This window comes from Caballeronia sp. DA-9, from assembly GCF_051615025.1.
GTDB lineage: Bacteria > Pseudomonadota > Gammaproteobacteria > Burkholderiales > Burkholderiaceae > Caballeronia > Caballeronia sordidicola.
The window spans coordinates 152,620-174,373 of record NZ_CP195132.1; the positions used below are offsets into that span (position 1 = coordinate 152,620).

The following is a 21,754-nucleotide window of genomic DNA, read 5'->3' on the forward strand; positions in this document are numbered from 1 at the left end:
CAAACCCGTTCGATATCGATGGATGCACCCTCTGGAGCATGTATGAAAAAGCGTTCCTTTGCCGCCGCGGCGGCCAGCCTGCTGATCTCGGCCACGGCCGTCAGCGTCCTCGTTGGTGTCCTCGCTACTCCGCAGGCCGTCCTGGCTCAGACGAGCGCACCGGGCGCCAGCAACGCACCGGCGACGGGCGCGGACCAAGCCGCGGCGCCGCCGCAGACGGCACCGACCGCCGACCAACCCGTGCCGCCGCCGCTCGCGGCCGCGAGCACCGAAGTGACGAATCCGTACGGTCTCGGCGCGCTATGGGCGAACGGTGACTTCGTCGCGCGCTTCGTGCTGATTCTGCTCGTGATCATGTCGATGGGAAGCTGGTACATCATGATCACCAAGTTCCTCGAGCAACTGCGTGCAAACCGCCGCGCGAGAACGGCCGAGGAGCAACTGTGGAGTGCGCCATCGCTCGCGCAGGGTGCGGAACAGCTTGACGCGAACTCACCGTTTCGTTTCATCGCCCAGACGGGGATCGAGGCCGGCGCGCATCACGACGAAGCGTTGCTCGAAGCGGTGGATCGCAACACGTGGATCGACGTGTCCATCGAGCGGGCCATTACCAGCGTGTCGAACCGGCTGCAGGACGGGCTCGCGTTCCTTGGCACGGTGGGCTCGACGGCGCCGTTCGTTGGGCTATTCGGCACGGTGTGGGGAATCTATCACGCGCTCACCGCGATCGGCATCGCCGGCCAGGCGTCGATCGACAAGGTAGCGGGCCCGGTCGGTGAGGCACTGATCATGACGGCGATCGGCCTTGCCGTCGCGGTGCCGGCGGTGCTTGGCTACAACTTTCTCGTGCGTCGCAACAAGTCGGTGATGGAGCGTGTACGTGCATTCGGCGCGCAACTGCATACGGTACTGCTGTCGGGCACGAAACGTCAGGTGCGCGCGGTCGCGAATGCGAAGTAAGCAACCAGCATAGGCGGAGCTAGAAGCCATGGCCATGAACGTTGCACAGGACGGTGACGAGGACGAAGTCATCGCCTCCATCAATACGACCCCTCTCGTCGACGTGATGCTGGTGTTGCTGATCATCTTCCTGATCACGATCCCGGTCGTCACGCACACGGTGCCGGTGCAATTGCCGAGTCAGACGGTGAACCCGCTGCAGACCAAGCCGGACAGCATCGAGATTGCGGTGAACAAGGACGGTTACTTCTTCTGGAACGAGAAGCTGGTCGATGCGTCGACGTTGCTTGCGCGGCTGAAGGTGGCGTCAGTAAAATTGCCGCAGCCTGAGGTGCACGTGCGCGGGGACCAAGCGACGCGCTACGAATTCATTGGGCGAGTGGTCACCGCGTGCGAGCGTGCCGGGATTGCGAAGGTTTCATTTATTACTCAGCCGCCGGCGCGCGGCGGCTAGGAGTCCGAATGGGAATGAACGTATCGTCGGGTGGCAGCGGCGAACCGGAGGTGATGGTCGACATCAACACGACGCCCCTGATCGACGTGATGCTGGTGTTGCTGATCATGCTGATTATCACGATTCCGATCCAGATGCACTCGGTGAAGATGAACCTGCCGGTCGGCAATCCACCGCCGCAGGCTGTGCCGCAGCCGGTCGTGCAGATCGACATCGATTTCGACGGGACGATCACGTGGAACGGCACACCGGTTACGGCCGGTGCCGATCTGGAGAAGCACATGGCCGACGTCGCGGTGCAGTCGGACCAGCCGGAGATCCACCTCTTGCCGAACAAGCTTGCTCCGTATAAGGATGTGGCCGCTGTGCTGGCCGCTGCGCAGCGCGAAGGTGCGACGAAGATCGGACTGGTCGGCAACGAGCAATATATGCAATGAGCGCGCGTGAGCGGTACGCGCGACAATCACTACAGTCAGGCAAGGACGTGGGGGCACAATGATTTTTCGTAGCGTGAGGCGTGCCGCAGCAGCGGCAGCACTCAGTGTTTTTTTTGCGCTGGCGGGGTGGCCCGTCGTCTCTCACTCGGCCGACACGCTGCGTCCCGAAGTAGCAAAACCGTTGAACGACGCGCAGAACCTGTACCGCGCGCGCAACTATCGCGGTGCGCTCAGCAAGATTTCACAGGCCGCAGCGATACCGGGCAAGACGTCCTATGAGACGCGCGTGATCGAGGAGATGCAGGGCGCGGCGGCAATCGCCTCGGGAGACACCGGCGTCGCTGCCGGGGCTTATGAAGCGCTGCTGTCGTCGGGCGCGCTCGACAGCGCGAGCGCGCAGCAATTCTCGGCGGCGCTCGCCGGAATCTACTTCCAGCAAAAGAACTACGCAGCAGCGATCCGCACCGCGCAGCGTTACCAGAAGGCGGGCGGCACGGATCCGCAGATGCGCGAACTGCAGCAGCAGTCGTATTTCCTGTCTGGTGACTGCGTCAATGTCGTCGCGACGCTGAAGCCGGGCGTCGACGGCGCGCTGAAGGGTGGCCGCGCGCCCTCCGAGTCGCAGTTGCAGATGCTTGCGCAGTGCGCACAGACAACGAAGGACGATAGCGCGCATGGTGAGGCGCTGGCCGCACTTGTTGCGTACTACCCGAAGCCCGCGTACCAGGAGCAGTTGTTCGATACCGTGCGCAGCAAGCCGGGCTATTTCGCATCGCTCGATCTTGACATCTACCGGCTGCGGCGCGCGACCGGCACGCTGACGACAGTGGATCAGTACATGGAGATGACCCAACTCGCGCTCGTCGCCGGGGTACCCGCCGAGGCGAAGCAGGTGATCGACCAAGGTTTTGCGTCGGGCGTGCTCGGGCACGACGCACAGGCCGAGCGTGAGAAGCGTTTGCAGGCGCTTGTCGTCCGGCGTCTGCAGGGGCAGCACGACCCCAACAACCTGCCGGTGGATCCGGTAGATGGTGCGTTGAACCTCGTATTTGCGGGGCAGGCGCAGCAAGGGATTGGTGCGACCTCTGCCGCGGTCGGCAAGGATGCTGCCCATCCAGATGCGGCTCGCCTGCGTCTGGGTGAAGCGTATTACTACGCGGGACAGAAGGCACGCGCGGCGCAGGTGTTCGGCACCGTGAAGGGCGCCGATGGCTCTGCCGACCTTGCGCGCCTGTGGGCGCTAGTCTCGAATAAACGGAGTGAGTAGTTTGCTAATAGTTATCGGTCGGCTACGGGACGCTTATCCGGCGATAATCCGACTTTGTCCGGCCACATGACCAACCGTTTGGCTGGATAGCTCACGTAACGAAGGAAACCTGATGAGCTCCATCCACAACGAAATTGACTTGGATGCCGACGGTCGTCACGTCGGCTATCTGCGCCTGCCTTATTCCGTTCATCGTTCCGCGTATGGCTGGATTCCGATTCCGATCGCATCGATCCGCAATGGCGACGGTCCCGTCGTGCTGCTGATGGGAGGCAATCACGGCGATGAATACGAAGGACAGGTGCTCGTCTCCAGCCTGATCCGCGAAATTGAGCCGCAGTGGGTACGCGGGCAACTGATCTTCCTGCCGATGGCGAATTTTCCTGCCGCGGCTGCGGGCCTGAGGACTTCGCCACTAGACGGTGGCAACCTGAACCGCAGTTTTCCCGGCGATTCACAAGGCCCGCCGACGGCCGCGATCGCAGACTATATCGAGCATACGTTGCTCACCCGCGCACAATATCTGATCGACCTGCATTCGGGCGGCAGTTCGCTTCTCTATGACGGCGCCAATATGCTCGCCATCGAGCCGCGAGACCACGAGGAGGAGGAACGCCTCAAAGTATTGCTCGCGGCCTTCGGGTTACCGCGTGCGTTTCTGCATCGGCCGAATCCGGTTCATGCAGCGACCGCAGCGCGTCGGCAGGGCGCTATCTCGATCCTCACCGAACTCGGCGGCGGCGGTACCGTGCAGGCGAGCCTGCTGCGCGATGCGCGACACGGGCTGCTGAATCTGCTTGGTTTCATCGGACTGCTGAGCGGCCCGCTCGTACCGGACGGCCCCCCCGCGCAGACGCGCTTCTTCACGGTCTCCGGCTCGCGCCATTACGTGTATGCCTATGATCGCGGCGTTTACGAGCCGCTCGTTGATCTAGGCGACCAGGTGGTCGCGGGCCAGCCAGCGGCGCGCATTCATTTCCCCGACACGCCGTTACGTGAACCGGTCACTACTTTCTTTGCGGGAACGGGCGAAGTTGTCTGCAAACGCGTGCCGGCCGCGGTTGAGCGTGGCGATTGTCTGTTTCATCTCGCCGAGGCAGTCGGAAAGTAGTGCCAAATAAATTTTTCTGCTGATACCGTGGAAATGCACATGTCGCATCGACGGGGAAACTGCGCCGTCGCGTCATTGATTGTAATATTAATTACATATATGAAAGAATAAGAAAATAAATCAGCGATCGAGATGTTCTTTAGATTCAAATATTTAACCATAAGGCAGAATTTAGCTGCCGGTGTCATTATTTATATCTGTTTTATATTTGAAAGAAATATGAAATAAATTCGTGATGACTATCCTGGAAATTCGAATGTTTCGTCAGCGACGGAAACCGCGTGTCTGCAGAGTGATTAATGACGTGAATTATATATACGGTTTTCTTTGAATAACGATTCGTTAAATGTTTGGTTCATTCCCCATCGGCTGCCTGTTATCGTATTTTCAGTTCGGCGGAGTACGGGCCGGACGGAATAGAGATTCAACAACGAGATAAACAGGGGCAATCGATTCCCTTATCGGCCATGACCTACACGATTATTGATACCACATTGCTGGATCCAATTGCGCGACCCCTCTTGGATGCGCTGCAGGTCGAATACGCGAGCCGTTATCGCGAGTTTCGGCCCGACAGCTCAGCATCGGCAAGTGAGGAAATGATGCGTTACCCGGCCGAGTCGTTCGCGCCGCCCGATGGGGCATTCATTGTGATCGTGCGTGACGGGGAGACGGTCGGCGGCGGTGCGTTCAAGCGCTATGACGCAACCACTGCGGAGCTCAAGCGGATCTGGACGCATGCCAGCCAGCGTCGTCAGGGACTGGCCCGTCTCGTCGTGCACGAACTCGAGGTGCGTGCGTTGCGCCAGGGATATCGCCGCGTCTACTTGACCACGGGCTTCAGGCAGCCGGAAGCAACTGGACTTTATCTCAATACGGGTTATGAACCTCTGTTCGATCGTTCGATCGCGCCGGAGATCCATTTTCGTCTTCCGTTTGGCAAGGATTTGCTGGAACCCGGCCGCGTCGATTCGTTGCAAGACCTGGTTCAGTCCGAGCCGCTCGGCCTTCCGAAGTAGTGCGTGAAACGCATCGCTTAAACCGCCTATACCAACTATATCAACGGGACATATCAAGTCATGAAGCAAGGCCGGAATATTCTGTCGGCAGTGGCCACAACGTTCGTCGCACTGGCGGTGGGTTTAGCCAGCACAGCAATGGCTGCAACCTCAGCCACGACCGTAAGCACATTCAATCTGAGTCCGGATCAGCACGACCGTGTCCGAGCCACGCCAGACGCCGCAGCAATCAAGGCCGTTCCCGCTGCGTTTCCGTTCGCCGAGAAGGGTGAACTGGTTATCGGCATGGCAGTGGCGTGGCCGCCGCTCGGTGTATACGCAACCGATAACGAGACGGTTGTCGGCTTCGACCCAGACCTCGCGCAACTGGTGGCCGACGGTTTGGGGCGCAAGCTGAAAATCGTGGTGCTCGCATGGGAAGACTGGCCGCTTGCCCTACAGTCGGGCAAGGTCGACGCAGTGTTGTCCAACGTGACTGTGACAGAAGAACGCAAGCAGAAATTTGATTTCTCGACCTATCGACGCGACGTGCTCGGGTTCTACGTGACCAATTCAAGCCCGATCAAGGCGATCCGTGAGCCGAAGGATGTCGCCGGTCTGCGGATCATTACCGATTCAGGAACGAACCAGGAAAAGATTCTGCTCGAATGGGACAAGGAAAACGTCGCGCATGGGCTGAAGGCGGTGCAGGTTCAGTATTACGACGATCTTGCCGTACGGGATGTGGCACTTCGCTCGGGACGCGCGGATGCGATCCTGAGCGTCAATTCGGGACTCGCGTATGAAGCTGCGCAGAAAGGCGGGATACGCGCAGTCGGCACGATAAGCGGGGGCTGGCCGATTCAGGCCGACGTCGCGATCACCACACGCAAGGGTAGCGGACTTGCTGCGCCACTCACGCTGCTGCTGAACGATCTCATTCACAGCGGACAATACACTCAGGTACTCGACCGCTGGAATCTGGGTTCCGAAGCGATCGATACGGCCAAGACGAATCCTCCGGGATTACCCAAGAGCTAAGGCATCGAGGCAGCGGTCGCTGCTTCGATGATGCTCAGTTCTATTTCATTAGTATCACTAAAAATACCTTGGCGCATGGCTTAAATCAGCCGGTGTGCTGCAGCATGGTATCCACTCATAACCAACGGGATAGTCGATGCGCGGGGCAAACAGGAAGAATCGGGCCGAACAGCCGGTCAATGGGGTTCGCAAGAAAATGCTATCGGTTGCCGTGCTGGCAATCACGTGCAACGGCGCGGCGTGGGCGCAGGACGCGCCTGCACAGGGGCAAACGTCGCCGGCCGCAGAGGCGCCTGCGGTCAATCAAACGACGCCACCGGCATCTGCCGCGACGCAGTCTGGCTCTGGGGACACGGTGCGGCAGGACACGGTGGTCGTGACGGGCACGCGCACCGATACAAAGGCAAGCCAGAGTCTGACCCCGATCGATGTAATCAGCGGCTCGCAGTTACGCTCTACCGGGCAGAGCAATTTGCGCGATGCGCTGGTCCAATTGTCGCCGTCGATCTCGCGCGAGAGCTATGCGGGCGACGCCGCAGTGCTCACCGACGCGTTGACGCTCCACGGCCTGAGTCCGGATCACGTACTCGTGCTCGTGAACGGTAAGCGTCGCCACACCACGGCAAATATTGCGCTCGACGGCGGATTGAATCAGGGTTCGACCGGTGTCGATATCGACATGATTCCGGTGGGACTGATCGATCACATTGAAGTCCTACGCGATGGAGCCGCGGCGCAGTACGGCTCGGATGCCATCGCGGGCGTCATCAACATCATCCTGAAGAAAAATTCACACGGGGGTGAACTGCAGTCGACGAACGGCCAGACCTATGCCGGCGATGGCTTCAAGACCAGCAATTCCGCGAGTGTCGGCCTCGATCTGGGTGGTAAGGGGTTTCTAGACCTGAGCGCAGAATATGATCGCCAGAACCATACGATACGTACCGGGCCTGACGATTATTTCGGCACCTTCAAGCCGGGGCACGGTTATTACAACCCGATCGAGGGCGATCCCGCCAGCACGCGCGAATCAGTCGGTTACAACGCTGGGTATTACCTCGGTGACGACGTCGAGTTGTATGGCTTCGGAACGTATGCGCATCGCGATGCGCAGGCCTACCAGAACTATCGCCCGCCTTCAGTACTGCCGACGGTCTATCCGGGTGGGTTTGTGCCGAGGGAGACGATTAACGAAAACGACTTTTCCGTTACTACGGGTATCAAAGGTCAGAATCTGTTCGGATGGTCGTGGGATTTGAGTACGACCTACGGCGGCGATCATGACGTCGTCGGATTGGAAAACTCGGCGAATACGGGGTTATACGCGTCGCAAGGATATACGCCGTCAAGCTTCCATCTGTCTACGGTCAGCAACACGCAACTGACGAACAACCTCGATTTCTCGCGGGCATTCCAACTGCCGCTACTCCCGGCGCCGGTGAACGTCTCGTGGGGTGTTGAGCAGCGTCGCGAGACCTATTCTGTGGGAGCGGGCGATTACGCCTCCTATATCGATGGCGGTGCGCAGGCGCTGCCGGGTCTTGCTCCGGTCAGCGCGAGTGACAACTCGCGCAACGTGGTCGGCACGTATATCGATCTATCGACACATCTGGCACCAAAATGGACTGTTGATCTGGCCGGACGCTTCGAGCATTACAGTGACGTAGGCAGTACGACGAACGGAAAGTTCTCGACACGCTACGATTTCACGCCGGCTATTGCTGTGCGTGGCAGCGTCAGCACCGGATTCCGTGCCCCGTCGCTGGCCGAGGAATACTACAGCAACGTGAATGAATCGCCGGCATCGGTCAGTGGGCTGCTCGCGGCAAATTCGGCGGCGGCTAAGCTGATCGGCGCCCAGCCGCTGCAATCGGAAAAGTCGACCAACTATAACGTCGGCCTTGTGCTAACGCCGGCGAAGGATCTTCACGTGACGCTGGACGCTTATCAGATCGACATCCGTAACCGGATCGTCGAAGGCGGCACGGCGTCGGGCGATGCTGCGATCGCAGCAATGGAGGCTGCGGGCCTGTCAGTGCCAGGCTCGGTCCCCGCGTCAGCGGTATCGGCGAGCTACTTCACGAACGGCGCGAGCACGCGTACCCGCGGGATCGACCTGACAAGTACCTACCATACAGGCTTCGGCGCGTATGGGCAGGTGGACTGGGACCTGGGCGTCAACATCAACAACACCTCGGTCACGCATGTAGCGAACGGACCGAACGGACAGCCCGAACTTAACGCGCAGCAGGTCGCCTGGCTGAGCACATCAACGCCAAAGAACAAGATCATCATTGGTGGGACGTGGCATCGAGACAAGTGGGCTGTGACTTTGCACGAGACACGTTTTGGTTCCACGACCAGTCAGGAAACCTACATCGTTGGGGCAAATGCATTCTCGACCACCCAGTTCCTCCAATTCAAGAATGCAGCCAGATATATAACCGATCTCGAGGTTCGCTACGATGTGACGAAGAAGTTCCAGATCGCGCTGGGGGCGAACAACCTGTTCAACGCGTACCCGAGCAAGCTGCCCTTCGAGGCTCAGCTCGAGGGTGCCCAGTACGACGCATTTGCATCGACGATCGGCGAGAACGGTGGCTTCTACTATCTGCGCGCCCGTTACCAGTTCTGACGTTTTCTTTATATGCATAGCAAGATTTGCTCGAACGATTCTCTACCCTGATAGCCATAATGGGATACGGGTGTTGTTCAGAAAATTCCCTAAAACTTTTTCCCGATGCACCCGCGGGTGCGCTGGAAGGGCCTGATATGTCGTATTCACTTTCGATTCTCGACAAGAGTCCGATCGCCGACGGAACAAGCGCCTATGACGCGCTGCGCTTTACCGTCCAGCTTGCGCAGCGTGCCGAGGCGTTGAATTACAAGCGTTACTGGATTGCCGAGCATCATGGAGCGCCGGGGCTCGCTAGCTCGGCGCCGGAGATTGTCGTGTCGCATCTGCTCGCACATACCTCGCGTATCCGCGTTGGTTCCGGTGGCGTGATGCTTCAGCATTACAGCCCTTTCAAGGTTGCGGAGTCGTTCCGGGTGCTGGCATCGCTCGCGCCGGGTCGCGTAGATCTTGGCGTTGGCAAGGCGCCGGGCGGCCTGCCCTTGACGACTCGCGCGTTGCAATGGTTTCACGACAAGGAAAAGAAACCCGACTTCCGGGGGCAGCTCGCGGAACTCGACGCGTTTCTGAAGTCGGGTGTTGATGAAGATCATCCGCTTGCTGGAGCAGTTGCGTTTCCTGCGCCGCCCGAGGCCCCGCAGGGCATCCTGCTGGGCGCCAGCCCCGAGAGCGCCGCGCTCGCAGCAGAGTACGACTGGCAATTCTGTTACGCCGGTCATTTCAATCGCGATGAGGTCAACCTCCAGCGTTCGATCGACACCTATCGCAACGCGACCGGTCGCACGCCGTTGCTTGCGCTTTACGCCTTTGCAGCGGAGTCGAAGGCTGAGGCCGCGCGTCATGTCGGACCGCTGCGGATTTTCAAGCTGCAGCTTGCAACCGGGCAGAGCGTCAACCTCCCCAGTCCGGAGGCCGGCGCGGAGTTCGCCCGGCAGGTCGGCGTGACCGACTACCAGATCAACGAGCTGCATCCCCACCTCATTACCGGCACCGCGGACGATGTGCGCCAGGAACTCGACGCATTGCATGAACGCTTCGGTATCGAGGAATTCGTGATCGACAGCCCGGTTGCGGATTACGCGCTGCGCCTGGCTTCAGTCGAAGCGCTGGCCGGTGCGCGGCAGACCGCCCGCGTCTGATTTTTTTGCCCCCCATTCCCGTTTAACGGATCAAAACATGACTCAGCGAAACCTCACTTTCGGCATCATGCTGCACGGCGCAGGCGGCCACATGAATTCATGGAAGCATCCCGCCGGCCCTGCGGATGCGAGCGTCAATCTCGATTTCGTCACCGGTATCACGCAGAAGGCCGAGGCTAACGGCGTTGCGTTCGCGTTCGTGGCCGATGGGCTGTATATCAACGAGAAGTCGATTCCCCACTTCCTGAACCGCTTTGAGCCTATCTCGATCCTGTCGGCGCTCGCTACCGCGACCTCGAAGATCGGTCTTGCGGGCACGCTTTCGACTTCGTACAGCCATCCGTTTACGGTGGCGCGCCAGTTCGCGTCGCTCGACCTCATCAGCGGCGGCCGTGCGGGTTGGAACGTCGTGACGTCGCCGCTTGAAGGTTCCGCGAAGAACTATGGCGGTGAGCATCCTGATCACGAACTGCGCTACGAGATTGCCGACGAATATCTGCAAGTGGTGCAGGGACTATGGGACAGCTGGGACGACGACGCATTTGTGCGCGAGCGCGAGAGCGGGCGTTTCTTCGATCGCGACAAGCTGCATACGCTCGATCACAAAGGCAAGTTTTTCCAGGTCGCCGGGCCAATCAATATCCAGCGTTCGCCGCAAGGCCAGCCCGTGATCTTCCAGGCAGGCGCGTCGGAGTCGGGGATTGCGCTCGCCGGCAAGTACGCGGACGCGGTGTTCACGCCTTCGCCATCGCTTGAAGAAACGCGTGAATTTTCGGAGAAGGTACGTCAAAGCGCGGTCGAGCACGGGCGCGCGGCAACCGATGTGAAGATCTTTCCGGGTATCGGCCCGATCGTCGGCACGACGGCAGAAGAAGCCGACGCGAAGTATCGCGCGATCCGCGACTTGCTGACCATCGATGACGCGCTTGCTTATCTGGGGCGCTTCTTCGAGCACCATGACTTTACGCAATACGCGCTCGACGAGCCGTTCCCGGATCTGGGCGAGCTTGGCACGAACAGCTTCCGTTCAGCGACCGATCGCATCAAGGCTGACGCCAAGCGCGACGGCTCTACCCTGCGCGAGGTTGCGCTGGAAGTGGCGACGCCGAAGTCGCAGTTCATCGGCACCGGGGAGCAGATCGCCGACGAGCTGATCCGCTGGTTCGACGCTGGCGCGGCCGACGGTTTCATCCTCGGCTTCCCGGTGCAGGCAGAGGGATTCGCCGATTTCGTCCAATACGTGATCCCGGCGCTGGAGGCACGCGGCCGCTACAGCCGTACGCTGACCGGGACAACGCTGCGCGATCACCTCGGCTTGCCGCGCCGCGAGAGTCGCTACGCGAATGCGGAAACGGCATAACGAAGGGCTCACAACCCACGAGGAACGGATTATGAGCGATACCACCCAGCAGCTTGCCAGCCACGTCGTCCACTCGGGCCATCCGAACGAAGACGCCGCAGGTCGTGACTACGCGCACTATCGGATCGTCCCGGCAAGGCATCATGCACGCACGGCAGGAACGGTGCTGGCGATCGTGCTGATTGGCATCGTACTGAATTCGGTATTGGGTAATCCTCGCTGGGGCTGGCGGGTCTTTGCGGAGTGGTTTCTCGCCGGGCCCGTACTCTCGGGCCTCGGCCGGACGCTCGTGCTTACGGCGCTCAGCGCGCTCTTTGGCTTCGCGCTTGCAATCCCGCTTGCCTTGGCGCGGGTATCCCGTTCGCCGTTATTGGCCGGCTGCTCGTGGGCGTTCATCTGGTTGTTCCGCTCGATCCCGCCGATTGTCCTGCTGCTCCTGCTGAACAACCTCGGCTATCTGTACGAGACGATCTGGATCGGTGTGCCGTTCACGCACATTGCACTACTGAACGAATCGACGACGAACCTGATCAGTCCATTCTTTGCGGCAGTGCTCGGGCTCACGCTGAACGCCGCGGCATTCTCGGCCGAGGCAATTCGCGGAGGGATCCTGTCCGTCGATCACGGGCAACGTGAAGCGGCCGCCGCACTCGGCTTGCCGGGCGGCCGTCAGGTGCGGCGCATCGTGATGCCGCAAGCGATGCGTGCGATCCTGCCGACCGCGTTCAACGACGTGATTGGCCTAGCGAAAGGCACATCGGTCGTCTACATTCTCGCGATGCCAGACTTGTTCTACACGGTGCAGATCATCTATCACCGCAATCTGGAAGTCATCCCGCTGTTGATGGTCGCAACCATCTGGTACCTGGTCATCCTGACCGTGCTGTCGGCGATCCAGGTTCATATCGAACGGTACTTCGCGCGTGGCGCGACACGCGAGCAGGTCGTGCACTCACGGCTGACCGCGCTGCTCGGCCGGTGGCGTCGCGCGCGCGCGGCACGCAGGGAAAGTGCGGCGCAACCGGCGGGGCAACATCGCACGGTAGCCGAAGCGGGCGCGGCCGGCTGGGCTCAGCTGCGTGTCGGCGGCAAGGTGGGTATCCATAACGTCTCGAAGAGCTTCGGCACGCTTAAGGTGCTCGATGACGTCTCGCTGGCGTTTCCTTCGGGAAGCGTCACTGTGATCCTCGGCCAGTCGGGCTCAGGCAAGTCGACCCTGCTGCGCTCGATTAACCACCTTGAACGCGTTGACGACGGTTTCATCGACATCGATGGCGAACTGGTCGGGTACCGCCGGGATGGGCGCACGCTCTACGAGCTCAAGGAAAGGGACATCCTGGAGCGGCGCCGCGCTGACGTCGGGATGGTGTTCCAGAGCTTCAACCTGTTCCCGCACCTGACTGTGCTCGACAACGTTGTCGAAGCACCGCTGGCGGCAGGTGTGCCGCGCGCTCAGGCTGAGGGGGAAGCGCGCACGTTGCTCGCGCGCGTGGGACTCACGGGCAAGGCTGACGCGTGGCCGCGCCAGTTATCCGGAGGCCAGCAGCAACGCGTGGCGATTGCTCGCGCACTTGCGCTCAAGCCGAAGGTCCTGCTTTTTGACGAGCCGACATCGGCACTCGATCCGGAGCTCGTTAACGAGGTGCTGGACGTCATTCGTCAGCTTGCGCGCTCCGGCACGACGCTGATCATCGTCACGCACGAGATCGGGTTCGCGCGCGAGGTCGCCGACACGATTGTATTCATGGACGCCGGACGTATCGTGGAATCCGGATCGCCGGCCAGCGTGCTTGGCGACCCCGCTCATCCCCGCACCCGTGAATTCCTCTCAAAGGTGCTGTAGCACTTTTAGCACCTTGCAACTATTGATACCAGAATATCCCGACGATGACAAAGCGAAGAGTATTCCTAACCAATGTAACGGTATTTGCCGCCGCTACAATAATCTGGCCGGCCGGGCGCGCCTTGGCCGGAACCCGGTCGTTCGACTTCAGCCCGGAACAGCGTGGACGGTTGCGGGCTCCAAAGAATCCGTCAGCTGTCCGGCTGTTGAGCAATGGCTACCGTCCTGTCGAGGCGGGCGTGCTGACGGTTGCCGTCGCGCCATTTGCAGCACCGCTCGCAACCTATGCGACGGACGCACGCACCATTGTGGGTTCGGATCCGGATTATGCGCTGCTAGTGGCCGATACTTTGGGCCTGAAGCTGGAATTCGTGCCTGTCGCATGGGCGGATTGGCCGCTGGGCCTCACCTCCGGCAAATACGACGCAGTGATCTCGAACGTGGGCGTGACCGAGCAGCGCAAGGAGAAATTCGACTTTTCGACCTATCGGCTCGGCTTGCACGCGTTCTATGTACCCGTGGCCAGCTCGATCCAGTCGATACGCATCCCAAAGGATATCGCTGGGCTCCGTATCATTACGGGTTCGGGAACAATCCAGGAGCGCATCCTGCTCGAATGGAATAACCAGAATGTAGCCCAGGGGCTCAAGGCTGCGACGCTCCAGTATTTTGATGATCTGGACTCGGCATCGCTCGCGCTGCTGTCCAATCGCGCCGATGCGACTTTCAATCCCCACGCGCCACTCGCCTACGCGGCGGCAACGCAAGGAAAAATTCGCCTGGTGGGCACCGTGAATGCGGGTTGGCCACTACGGGCCGACGTAGCGATTGCATCGCGCAAGGGCTCCGGACTCGCGCGGGCGCTGACCGAGGCGACTAATCGGTTGATCGCCGGAGGTCAATATAGGGCGGCGCTCGCCCGGTGGGGCCTCGAAACCGAAGCAATCGAGCGCTCGGACACTAATCCGCCAGGATATAAGGATTCCTGATCAAGTGGGAAAAGGTGACTTATCCAATAAACTAATACGCGTCAAGACAAAGGTTCGACATGTGCGCGGCACGCATTGACCATATTGCATTTCTGACACCTGGGAATTATCCGGATGAAAGCCCGGAGGCGGGATTCGAGCGAACGCTCGAACTGTTTGGCGTGGGTGAGGCACTCGGCTATGACAGCGCCTGGGTGCGTCAACGTCATCTCGAGCGTGCCGTGTCATCCGCCGCGACCTTTCTTGCCGCAGCAAGTCAGCGTACCACGCGAATCGGGCTGGGTTCGGCGGTCATCCAGATGGGATATGAGAATCCATTCAGGCTGGCGGAAGACCTGGCAACCGTGGACGTGCTGTCGAAGGGGCGACTCAATGTCGGGCTCAGCGCGGGTGCGCCGAACCACGGCGCCTTGTTGAGTGAGCGGCTGTTCGACACGGATCCCGACCTGATCGATTTCTCACATGAGCGGGTGGCGCGCTTGCGCCGGAATTTGTCAGGGGACTGGCTCGGAGACGAGGACACCTTTGTCGAATCGGCGGCCGGGCGGGTTCGACCGCGCGTATCGCCGTACGCGCGGGGGCTGACTGACCGGCTGTGGTATGGCGGTGGCTCACGGCGATCGATCGAATGGGCAGGACGTAACGGCTTCAATCTGTTGATCGGCAACATTACTACGGGCGAGGGGACCGACGATTACCGTGAAGCCCAATTGCAACAACTTGATCTGTTCCACTCTAACTGGAACGAAGTGCGTACGCCGCGTGTCGCGCTGGGGCGTGTCATCGTTCCCGTAGATGGCGCCGACGTCCAGACACGGCAACGCTATCAGTCCTTCGCGGAAGGACGCCACGCACGTACGCTGGCCCCGTTTGGCGAGCGGCGCATATTGTTCATTCCTGATCTCGTGGGGACCGCGGACGAGATCGTTGAGCGCCTGCTCGCGGATCCCGTAGTGGCGGGAGTGCGGGAGCTGCGTCTTGAGTTGCCCTACGATCTACCGTTCGAGAACTATCATCAGATTCTGGAAGATTTCGCTACTCGTATAGCACCCCATCTTGGGTGGAAGTCGTCAGCCGTGCGGGAGGCTGTGACGACATAAGTGCGGCCAGGCGGCTCGGGACGCGGGTGTCGACGAGGTTACCGCGACGGGAATATGGCCTCGTGATCAATGCTTCTCACGCTGCGCATATTGATGCTGGACCTGGCTGCGGCTCCCACAAGGAATGTTTTCGTTCGCACGCGCAGAGGCGAACCTGTTGCCCAGCAATGCGGGTTTCGACATGTCTCTGATCGCTTTATATTCGATCAGCCATCTTCGAACCCGGCTAACTCAACATCGTCGTTGAGCGATCGTCTCTGTCGGCTACGACGCCTTCGATATCTATCTCACCGCAGGCCAACATGTTTGTCGCCGTCCAGGTCCGCCAGGCGTGGCTGGATATCTGGTCGTGCGCCTATGGAAAGGCGACGTGCCAGTTTCGCTGTGACGATGTCTTGCCACCTTGGCGGTTTTTATAAAAACGCCGAACTGCGCATGGGATTTCATCGCCCGCGAGGCATCGAGACATATGCATATACGTCTTTAAATTCATGACTATCTCGGAATTAATTGGTTGAAGGATGTGACTTTGACAGATCAGTATCTGCTCGCTTAACTAACTAATTCAGACACTTTCTCGCGCAATGATGCGTGCGCCGCACAGGGTGTTAATTTTTCCCACGGGGTCGATAATTATGCATGGAAGACGTTCAGCAAGGCTGGGTTGTGGGCCTATTGCGGGTTGGCGGCGCAAGACAATTTCGCTGGCGGTCGCCACCTACGCGTGCAGCGGTGCCGCCTACGCGCAGAGCGAGGCCGGGCCGTCTGTGGCGCAGCCGGCTAGTACTGCGCAGCAATCGCGCGAGCAGGATGGCGTGCAGGTTCAGGATCGGGTAGTGGTGACGGGAACGCGTACAGCGACGAAGGCATCCAAGAGTCTAACACCGGTGAATGTGATTACGGCCGAGCAGTTGCAGAGCACTGGCCAGACTGATCTGCGCGACGCACTGGTTTCCCTGTCGCCGGCAATCCAGCGTCAGGCCATGGGTGGCGCGCAAGCCGCTCTGGTCGACGTACTTACGTTACATGGCCTGACGCCTGACCAGGTGCTGGTACTCGTGAACGGCAAGCGCCGGCATTCGACCGCGACTATTTCCCTTAACCCCGGCCCGCAGCAAGGTTCCACGGGAGTCGACATCGACCTGATTCCCGTGAGTGCTGTCGACCATGTGGAAATCCTGCGTGATGGTGCCGCCGCACAGTATGGTTCCGATGCGATCGCGGGGGTGATTAACATTATTCTCAAGTCGGACACCAAGGGTGGTTCTATCGAAACGTCGACCGGGCAAACCTATCAGGGCGACGGTCTCCATCAAGACGAGTCCGCCCGTTACGGACTTGCCCTCGGACCGGGCGGGTTCCTGGATCTGAGCGCAGAAGTGTCGCATGAGAATCATACGGACCGGACCTCTCAGTATGCTCACACCGGAGCGCTCGCCGGGTCGGTCAGCAACATCTATTTTGGCGATCCGGCGAGTACGCGTGAGGTTGTCGGCTTCAACGCCGGTTATTACCTTGGTGACAATGTAGAACTTTACGGATTCGGTACCTATGCCCACAAGGACGCGGCCAGCTATCAGTCGATCCGGGGCTCCGGCGTCTTGCCTGCAGTTTATCCGGGCGGGTTCATACCGCAAGACCTGCTTAACGAAAACGATTTCTCGGTCACGGCCGGTGCTAAGGGCGACAACCTGCTGGGCTGGAAGTGGGATTTGAGTACGACCTACGGCGGCGACTACGCTCATTTCAGCCAGGCGACGTCGGAGAATCTAGGCTTATATCAGGCAACGGGCCAGACGCCGACCAACTTTTACATCGGCAATCAGCAGAACACCGAGTGGACCAATAACCTTGATTTCACGCGGCCGTTCAATGTTCCCCTATTACCGGCACCCGTCACCGTGTCGTTCGGCTTTGAGCAGCGCACCGAGGGCTATTCGGTCGGCGCGGGCGAGCCGGATGCGTATCTGTACGGAGGCACGCCGGCGTTGGTTGGTTTGACCGCCGCGAGCGCGAGCAACAATACGCGCGACGTACTCGCCACCTATATCGATCTGGCGACCAAGATCACGCAACAATGGCAAGTCGATCTGGCAGGACGTTTCGAGCACTATAGCGACGTGGGTGATACGACGAACGGCAAGATCTCGACCCGTTACGATTTCACTCCATGGCTCGCGCTGCGCGGTAGTGTTGGCACCGGGTTCCGTGCACCCACGCTCGCAGAGGAATACTACACAACGATTAGCCCGACGCCGACTTCGGCGTTCGCATTGCTGGCTGCGAATTCGGCCGCGGCAAGATCGCTCGGTGCGCAGCCCCTGAAGCCCGAGAAGTCGACCAGCTACAACTTGGGTCTCGTGTTGACTCCGACGCGCGATATCAACGTGACGGTCGATGCCTATGAAATTGATATCCGTAATCGTATTGTCGAGGGCGGTTCGCAGGCGGGCCAGGCAGCAATCAACGCCATCGGCCTGGCGGGCTTCTCAACCCCACTGGGCATTCCGGCGTCAGCTATATCGGCCAGCTATTTCACCAACGGCACAAATACTCGCACCGATGGCGTCGATCTGGCGGCGACCTACCATACATACATCGGGCAATATGGCACGATTGATTGGGACGTGGGTGTCAACTTCAACAACACGTCGTTGACGCATCTCGCTGCGGGAGCCAACGGCCAGCCGCTCCTGAATGCCAAGCAGATCGATTACCTGACGAGTGGGACACCGAAGAGCAAGATCATTATTGGCGGCATTTGGAATTGGGGCAAGTGGGGAGTATCTCTGCATGAAACGCGCTTCGGTACCACGTCGGCGGAGGAGTCCTATAGTACCGGCCCTAATGCAGGCTCGGTCTCCGTATTCATACCGTTCAAAAACAAAGTGGAATACACCACTGACCTTGAGACTCGTTTCGAAGTAACGAAGCACTTCGAGGTGGCGGTAGGCGCGAAGAATCTGTTCAATGAATATCCCAACAAGTTGCCCCTGGCTGCTCAATATGCAGGGGCTGATATCGATCCCACGACGTCCGCGATTGGTATGGACGGTGGCTTCTACTACCTGCGCGCGAAGTACCTGTTCTAGTGCCGTTTGACCAGGAAATCTGGGCATTTTAGCTGGTCACAGGAAACATGTTCCGTACGCGACGCAGGTTCATGGCCGCTGCGCCGCAGGGCGGGCTCCGTCAGCTCTCGTAATCGCTTATCAGAACCATTCATATTCCTGGATCAATTTCTTCGTGGCTATTCCGGTACAGGACCGGGAGAATCTTTTGCTTCTATGACCAGACTACAGGAGGATTGTTCACCATGAGCCGAGATTTACTGCTGTTGCTGGAACCGGGCTTCGCCGATCCCGCTCACCCGGGCGAGCGTTTTGTCTGCCCACATGGCGTGGCGATCGAAGGGTTGCTCGCGAGCGACCACGCCCGCGTTGTGCGGCTAGACGTGAAGCACATTCCGTTTTTGCGGCCCAGGCGCGACGTGATCGCGGCTCTCGACGATGAGCATCAGGGGCTGCCGGTACTCGTGCTAGGTAACGAGTATCCCATACCCGACGACGCTCAGACACTCGGCGACAAGCACTTCGTCACCGATACGAAGCGGATTCTTGCGTTGCTGGCCGAGCGGCACGGCTTCCCGAAGGTCCATTAAATCCATCAAATCTGTTGACGCGCCGTGCTAGTTTGCGGTGCGCGCAACTATGTTGATCACTCTCATTATTTCCAGGAGGTAATGATGTCCACCCTGGATACGGCCTATATTCCAACCAGTGGGCAGCCCGGGCAGACTACCCTTGACTGGATCCGCACTCTCGTATCGATCGATACGACAAGCCGCTTGCCGAACCTCGGTTTGATCGAAACGGTACGCGATGAACTGAGGCGCCATGGTATTGACGCGACGCTCATACACGACCAGCGCGACGGTTGGGCAAATCTGTTCGCTACCGTACCGGCACACGACGGTTCGACCGATGGCGGGATCGTGCTTTCGGGCCATACCGACGTGGTGCCGGTCGTGGGCCAGCAGTGGGACAGCGATCCGTTTCAGCCCGAGATCCGCGACGGCCGGCTCTATGGCCGGGGCACCTGCGACATGAAGGGTTTCATCGGCAGCACGCTTGCGCTGCTGCCGGAGATGCTCGACGGGAAGCTCCTGCAACCGGTGCACTTCGCGCTGTCGTACGACGAGGAAATTGGCTGCGTTGGTGCCCCGTACATGGTGGCCGATCTGAAAAAGCGTGGCCTGCGTCCGGCAGGCTGTATTGTTGGTGAGCCCACCGGCATGCGCACGGTGATCGCGCACAAGGGCATCAATACCTACCAGTGTTGCGTGCGCGGCCACGCCGCCCATTCGTCACTGACGCCCAATGGGCTGAACGCGATCGAATACGCGGCGCGGCTGATCTGCCACATCCGGGACATCGCCGATCAGTTCCGCGCGCAAGGACCGTTCGATGAGTTGTTCGACGTGCCCTTCACGACCGCGCAGACAAGCCTGATCGAAGGGGGCAACGCGATCAACACGGTGCCGGCCGAATGCCGCTTTTCATTCGAGTTCCGCAATCTTCCGGCGCTCGAGCCGCAACAGATCATCGCCCGGATCGAATCTTATGCGCGCGATACGCTGCTGCCGGCAATGCGCTGCGAGCATCCGGACGCCGCGATCGAGTTCCGGCAGATGTCGTCGTCGCCGGGGCTGGACGCCTCCGAAGAGGCTGCGATCACGCAGCTTGTGCGCGCACTCACGGATGACCGGCAGAAGCGCAAGGTTGCGTACGGCACCGAAGCCGGGCTGTTCGCCCAGGCAGGCATTCCGACCATCGTATGCGGGCCGGGTTACATCGAGCAGGCGCATCGCGCCAACGAGTATGTCGAGCTCGGGCAACTGGCGAGCTGCGAGCGTTTCGTGCGACGGCTCATTGGCAGTCTGAAGGAGCCGTATGGCGTCGATGCGCATATGGAAGGCGGACGATCCGCTCCATGACCGGCGTGCCGCCGTCGTTACAGACTCGCACCTCTTTCGTCAATGTCAGGTGACTACCTTATGAATCAAGTGCATCAAGCGAACCGGGCGACCTCCGCTTCCGTTGCCTCACGGCAGATTCACCTCGGTGCTGTTATTGGGGGGCCCGGCGGCCACTACGCCGGCTGGCGGCATCCCGATGCGGTCATCGATGCAAGCATCAACCCCGACTTCGTCAAGGACGTGGCGCGCAAGGCCGAAGCCGGCAAGTTCGACTTCGTGTTCGTCGCCGATGGACTTCACATCAACGCGAAGTCGGTTCCGCACTTTCTCAACCGCTTTGAACCGCTCACGCTCTTGTCGGTGCTAGCCGCGATCACTGAACGGGTCGGCCTTGTCGGCACCCTGTCCACGTCTTACAGCGAGCCGTTCACCGTGGCGCGCCAGTTCGCGAGCCTTGACCATCTCAGCGGCGGCCGTGCCGGCTGGAATGTCGTGACTTCGCCTCTGGAGGGCTCGGCACGCAACTTCTCGCGAGAGAGCCATCCGGAACATGGCGAACGCTATCGCATTGCGGCTGAGTATCTCGACGTCGCGAAGGGCTTGTGGGATTCATGGGAGGAGGGCGCGTTCATCCGGGACCGTGCTAGCGGCGCCTTCTTCGACCCGGCCAAGCTGCATACACTGGACCACAAGGGCAAGTACTTCTCGGTGGAGGGCCCGCTCAATGTCGGGCGCACTCCGCAGGGGCGGCCAATCCTGTTCCAGGCGGGCGCCTCGGAGGATGGCAAGCACCTCGCCGCTGCTCACGCCCACGCTGTATTTACGCATCATGAGACGCTCGCCGAGGCCCGGACGTTTTACGCCGAATTGAAACGCGAGCCGGACGGCATTGGCCGGGGCGAACACGAGCTGAAGATATTTCAAGGGGTGGGTGTGATCCTGGGCGATAGCGCGCAAGAGGCGGAGCGCCGCTATCAGGAAACACTGGAGCTGATCACCATCGACAGTGCGCTGGATCATCTTGGCCGCTTCTTCGAGCACCACGACTTCAGCCAGTATCCGTTGGATGAAGCGTTTCCCGACATTGGCGAGCTCGGTAGTAACAGTTTTCGTAGCGGGACCGACGGCATCAAGCGTAAAGCCCGCGAGCGCGGCTTGACGCTGCGCCAGGTCGCGCTGGAGTCGGCCGCACCGCGACCGCGCTTTATCGGCACGCCCGAGGTAGTGGCAGACGGTTTGCAGGAGTGGTTCGAGTCTCGCGCCGCGGACGGTTTCATCATCATGGGCGGCACGCCGGGCGCGTTCGACGAGTTCGTCGAGCAGGTGGTGCCTATCTTGCAGAAGCGCGGTCTTTATCGCACGGACTATCAGGGCAGTACGCTACGGGAACACCTGGGCTTGCCGTATCCCGCGAATCGCTACGCGCAGGCACAGGGGTAAGA

The 21,754-nt window shown here is 60.1% G+C and carries 17 protein-coding genes; all 17 read left to right on the forward strand.

Annotation, left to right across the window (positions count from 1 at the left end; genetic code table 11):
• Positions 1 to 42 precede the first annotated feature (42 nt).
• The 17 genes from ACRWA7_RS06955 (at position 43) to ACRWA7_RS07035 (ending at position 21,752) form a co-directional block, all read left to right on the forward strand.
• Positions 43 to 960, forward strand: a complete 918-nt coding sequence (locus ACRWA7_RS06955; RefSeq protein ID WP_436181495.1) for a MotA/TolQ/ExbB proton channel family protein — start codon at positions 43 to 45, stop codon at positions 958 to 960.
• A 28-nt stretch (positions 961 to 988) separates the two neighbouring features.
• Complete coding sequence (locus ACRWA7_RS06960) at positions 989 to 1,414, forward strand: ExbD/TolR family protein (protein ID WP_436181496.1); 426 nt, start codon at positions 989 to 991, stop codon at positions 1,412 to 1,414.
• Positions 1,415 to 1,422: 8 nt separating this feature from the next.
• Positions 1,423 to 1,851: an ExbD/TolR family protein gene (locus ACRWA7_RS06965; protein ID WP_436181497.1), complete on the forward strand. Its 429-nt coding sequence runs from the start codon at positions 1,423 to 1,425 to the stop codon at positions 1,849 to 1,851.
• A 58-nt stretch (positions 1,852 to 1,909) separates the two neighbouring features.
• Positions 1,910 to 3,118: a tetratricopeptide repeat protein gene (locus ACRWA7_RS06970; RefSeq protein WP_436205383.1), complete on the forward strand. Its 1,209-nt coding sequence runs from the start codon at positions 1,910 to 1,912 to the stop codon at positions 3,116 to 3,118.
• A gap of 112 nt (positions 3,119 to 3,230) precedes the next feature.
• Positions 3,231 to 4,229, forward strand: a complete 999-nt coding sequence (locus ACRWA7_RS06975; RefSeq protein WP_436205384.1) for a succinylglutamate desuccinylase/aspartoacylase family protein — start codon at positions 3,231 to 3,233, stop codon at positions 4,227 to 4,229.
• A gap of 467 nt (positions 4,230 to 4,696) precedes the next feature.
• On the forward strand, positions 4,697 to 5,248 hold the full coding sequence (locus tag ACRWA7_RS06980; RefSeq protein WP_438392032.1) for a GNAT family N-acetyltransferase: 552 nt from the start codon (positions 4,697 to 4,699) through the stop codon (positions 5,246 to 5,248).
• Positions 5,249 to 5,308: 60 nt separating this feature from the next.
• Positions 5,309 to 6,268, forward strand: coding sequence for an ABC transporter substrate-binding protein (locus ACRWA7_RS06985; protein WP_436181501.1), 960 nt, complete (start codon positions 5,309 to 5,311; stop codon positions 6,266 to 6,268).
• A gap of 136 nt (positions 6,269 to 6,404) precedes the next feature.
• Positions 6,405 to 8,903: a TonB-dependent receptor plug domain-containing protein gene (locus tag ACRWA7_RS06990; protein ID WP_438392033.1), complete on the forward strand. Its 2,499-nt coding sequence runs from the start codon at positions 6,405 to 6,407 to the stop codon at positions 8,901 to 8,903.
• A 137-nt stretch (positions 8,904 to 9,040) separates the two neighbouring features.
• Positions 9,041 to 10,042 (forward strand): LLM class flavin-dependent oxidoreductase, encoded by a 1,002-nt coding sequence (locus tag ACRWA7_RS06995; RefSeq protein ID WP_438392034.1) that lies wholly within the window; start codon positions 9,041 to 9,043, stop codon positions 10,040 to 10,042.
• Between the two features lie 37 nt (positions 10,043 to 10,079).
• Positions 10,080 to 11,402, forward strand: coding sequence for an LLM class flavin-dependent oxidoreductase (locus ACRWA7_RS07000; RefSeq protein ID WP_438392035.1), 1,323 nt, complete (start codon positions 10,080 to 10,082; stop codon positions 11,400 to 11,402).
• Positions 11,403 to 11,433: 31 nt separating this feature from the next.
• Positions 11,434 to 13,245, forward strand: coding sequence for an amino acid ABC transporter permease/ATP-binding protein (locus ACRWA7_RS07005; RefSeq protein ID WP_438392036.1), 1,812 nt, complete (start codon positions 11,434 to 11,436; stop codon positions 13,243 to 13,245).
• 44 nt (positions 13,246 to 13,289) lie between these two features.
• Positions 13,290 to 14,234, forward strand: coding sequence for an ABC transporter substrate-binding protein (locus ACRWA7_RS07010; protein WP_438392037.1), 945 nt, complete (start codon positions 13,290 to 13,292; stop codon positions 14,232 to 14,234).
• A gap of 59 nt (positions 14,235 to 14,293) precedes the next feature.
• Positions 14,294 to 15,334, forward strand: coding sequence for an LLM class flavin-dependent oxidoreductase (locus ACRWA7_RS07015; protein WP_436181507.1), 1,041 nt, complete (start codon positions 14,294 to 14,296; stop codon positions 15,332 to 15,334).
• Positions 15,335 to 15,969: 635 nt separating this feature from the next.
• Positions 15,970 to 18,426 (forward strand): TonB-dependent receptor plug domain-containing protein, encoded by a 2,457-nt coding sequence (locus ACRWA7_RS07020; RefSeq protein ID WP_438392038.1) that lies wholly within the window; start codon positions 15,970 to 15,972, stop codon positions 18,424 to 18,426.
• A gap of 224 nt (positions 18,427 to 18,650) precedes the next feature.
• Positions 18,651 to 18,995, forward strand: a complete 345-nt coding sequence (locus ACRWA7_RS07025) for a DUF3088 domain-containing protein (RefSeq protein ID WP_436181509.1) — start codon at positions 18,651 to 18,653, stop codon at positions 18,993 to 18,995.
• A gap of 84 nt (positions 18,996 to 19,079) precedes the next feature.
• Entirely contained in the window at positions 19,080 to 20,330 is a 1,251-nt protein-coding gene (gene argE, locus ACRWA7_RS07030) for an acetylornithine deacetylase (RefSeq protein WP_438392039.1), read from the forward strand.
• 60 nt (positions 20,331 to 20,390) lie between these two features.
• Positions 20,391 to 21,752, forward strand: a complete 1,362-nt coding sequence (locus ACRWA7_RS07035) for an LLM class flavin-dependent oxidoreductase (RefSeq protein ID WP_438392040.1) — start codon at positions 20,391 to 20,393, stop codon at positions 21,750 to 21,752.
• The last annotated feature ends 2 nt before the right edge of the window (positions 21,753 to 21,754 follow it).

Excerpts from the sequence above, each read along its gene's own strand:
- ACRWA7_RS06955 (WP_436181495.1), top strand. The coding sequence starts at position 43 with ATGAAAAAGCGTTCCTTTGCCGCCGCGGCGGCCAGCCTGCTGATCTCG.
- ACRWA7_RS06960 (WP_436181496.1), top strand. The coding sequence starts at position 989 with ATGGCCATGAACGTTGCACAGGACGGTGACGAGGACGAAGTCATCGCC.
- ACRWA7_RS06965 (WP_436181497.1), top strand. The coding sequence starts at position 1,423 with ATGGGAATGAACGTATCGTCGGGTGGCAGCGGCGAACCGGAGGTGATG.
- ACRWA7_RS06970 (WP_436205383.1), top strand. The coding sequence starts at position 1,910 with ATGATTTTTCGTAGCGTGAGGCGTGCCGCAGCAGCGGCAGCACTCAGT.
- ACRWA7_RS06975 (WP_436205384.1), top strand. The coding sequence starts at position 3,231 with ATGAGCTCCATCCACAACGAAATTGACTTGGATGCCGACGGTCGTCAC.
- ACRWA7_RS06980 (WP_438392032.1), top strand. The coding sequence starts at position 4,697 with ATGACCTACACGATTATTGATACCACATTGCTGGATCCAATTGCGCGA.
- ACRWA7_RS06985 (WP_436181501.1), top strand. The coding sequence starts at position 5,309 with ATGAAGCAAGGCCGGAATATTCTGTCGGCAGTGGCCACAACGTTCGTC.
- ACRWA7_RS06990 (WP_438392033.1), top strand. The coding sequence starts at position 6,405 with ATGCGCGGGGCAAACAGGAAGAATCGGGCCGAACAGCCGGTCAATGGG.
- ACRWA7_RS06995 (WP_438392034.1), top strand. The coding sequence starts at position 9,041 with ATGTCGTATTCACTTTCGATTCTCGACAAGAGTCCGATCGCCGACGGA.
- ACRWA7_RS07000 (WP_438392035.1), top strand. The coding sequence starts at position 10,080 with ATGACTCAGCGAAACCTCACTTTCGGCATCATGCTGCACGGCGCAGGC.
- ACRWA7_RS07005 (WP_438392036.1), top strand. The coding sequence starts at position 11,434 with ATGAGCGATACCACCCAGCAGCTTGCCAGCCACGTCGTCCACTCGGGC.
- ACRWA7_RS07010 (WP_438392037.1), top strand. The coding sequence starts at position 13,290 with ATGACAAAGCGAAGAGTATTCCTAACCAATGTAACGGTATTTGCCGCC.
- ACRWA7_RS07015 (WP_436181507.1), top strand. The coding sequence starts at position 14,294 with ATGTGCGCGGCACGCATTGACCATATTGCATTTCTGACACCTGGGAAT.
- ACRWA7_RS07020 (WP_438392038.1), top strand. The coding sequence starts at position 15,970 with ATGCATGGAAGACGTTCAGCAAGGCTGGGTTGTGGGCCTATTGCGGGT.
- ACRWA7_RS07025 (WP_436181509.1), top strand. The coding sequence starts at position 18,651 with ATGAGCCGAGATTTACTGCTGTTGCTGGAACCGGGCTTCGCCGATCCC.
- argE (WP_438392039.1), top strand. The coding sequence starts at position 19,080 with ATGTCCACCCTGGATACGGCCTATATTCCAACCAGTGGGCAGCCCGGG.
- ACRWA7_RS07035 (WP_438392040.1), top strand. The coding sequence starts at position 20,391 with ATGAATCAAGTGCATCAAGCGAACCGGGCGACCTCCGCTTCCGTTGCC.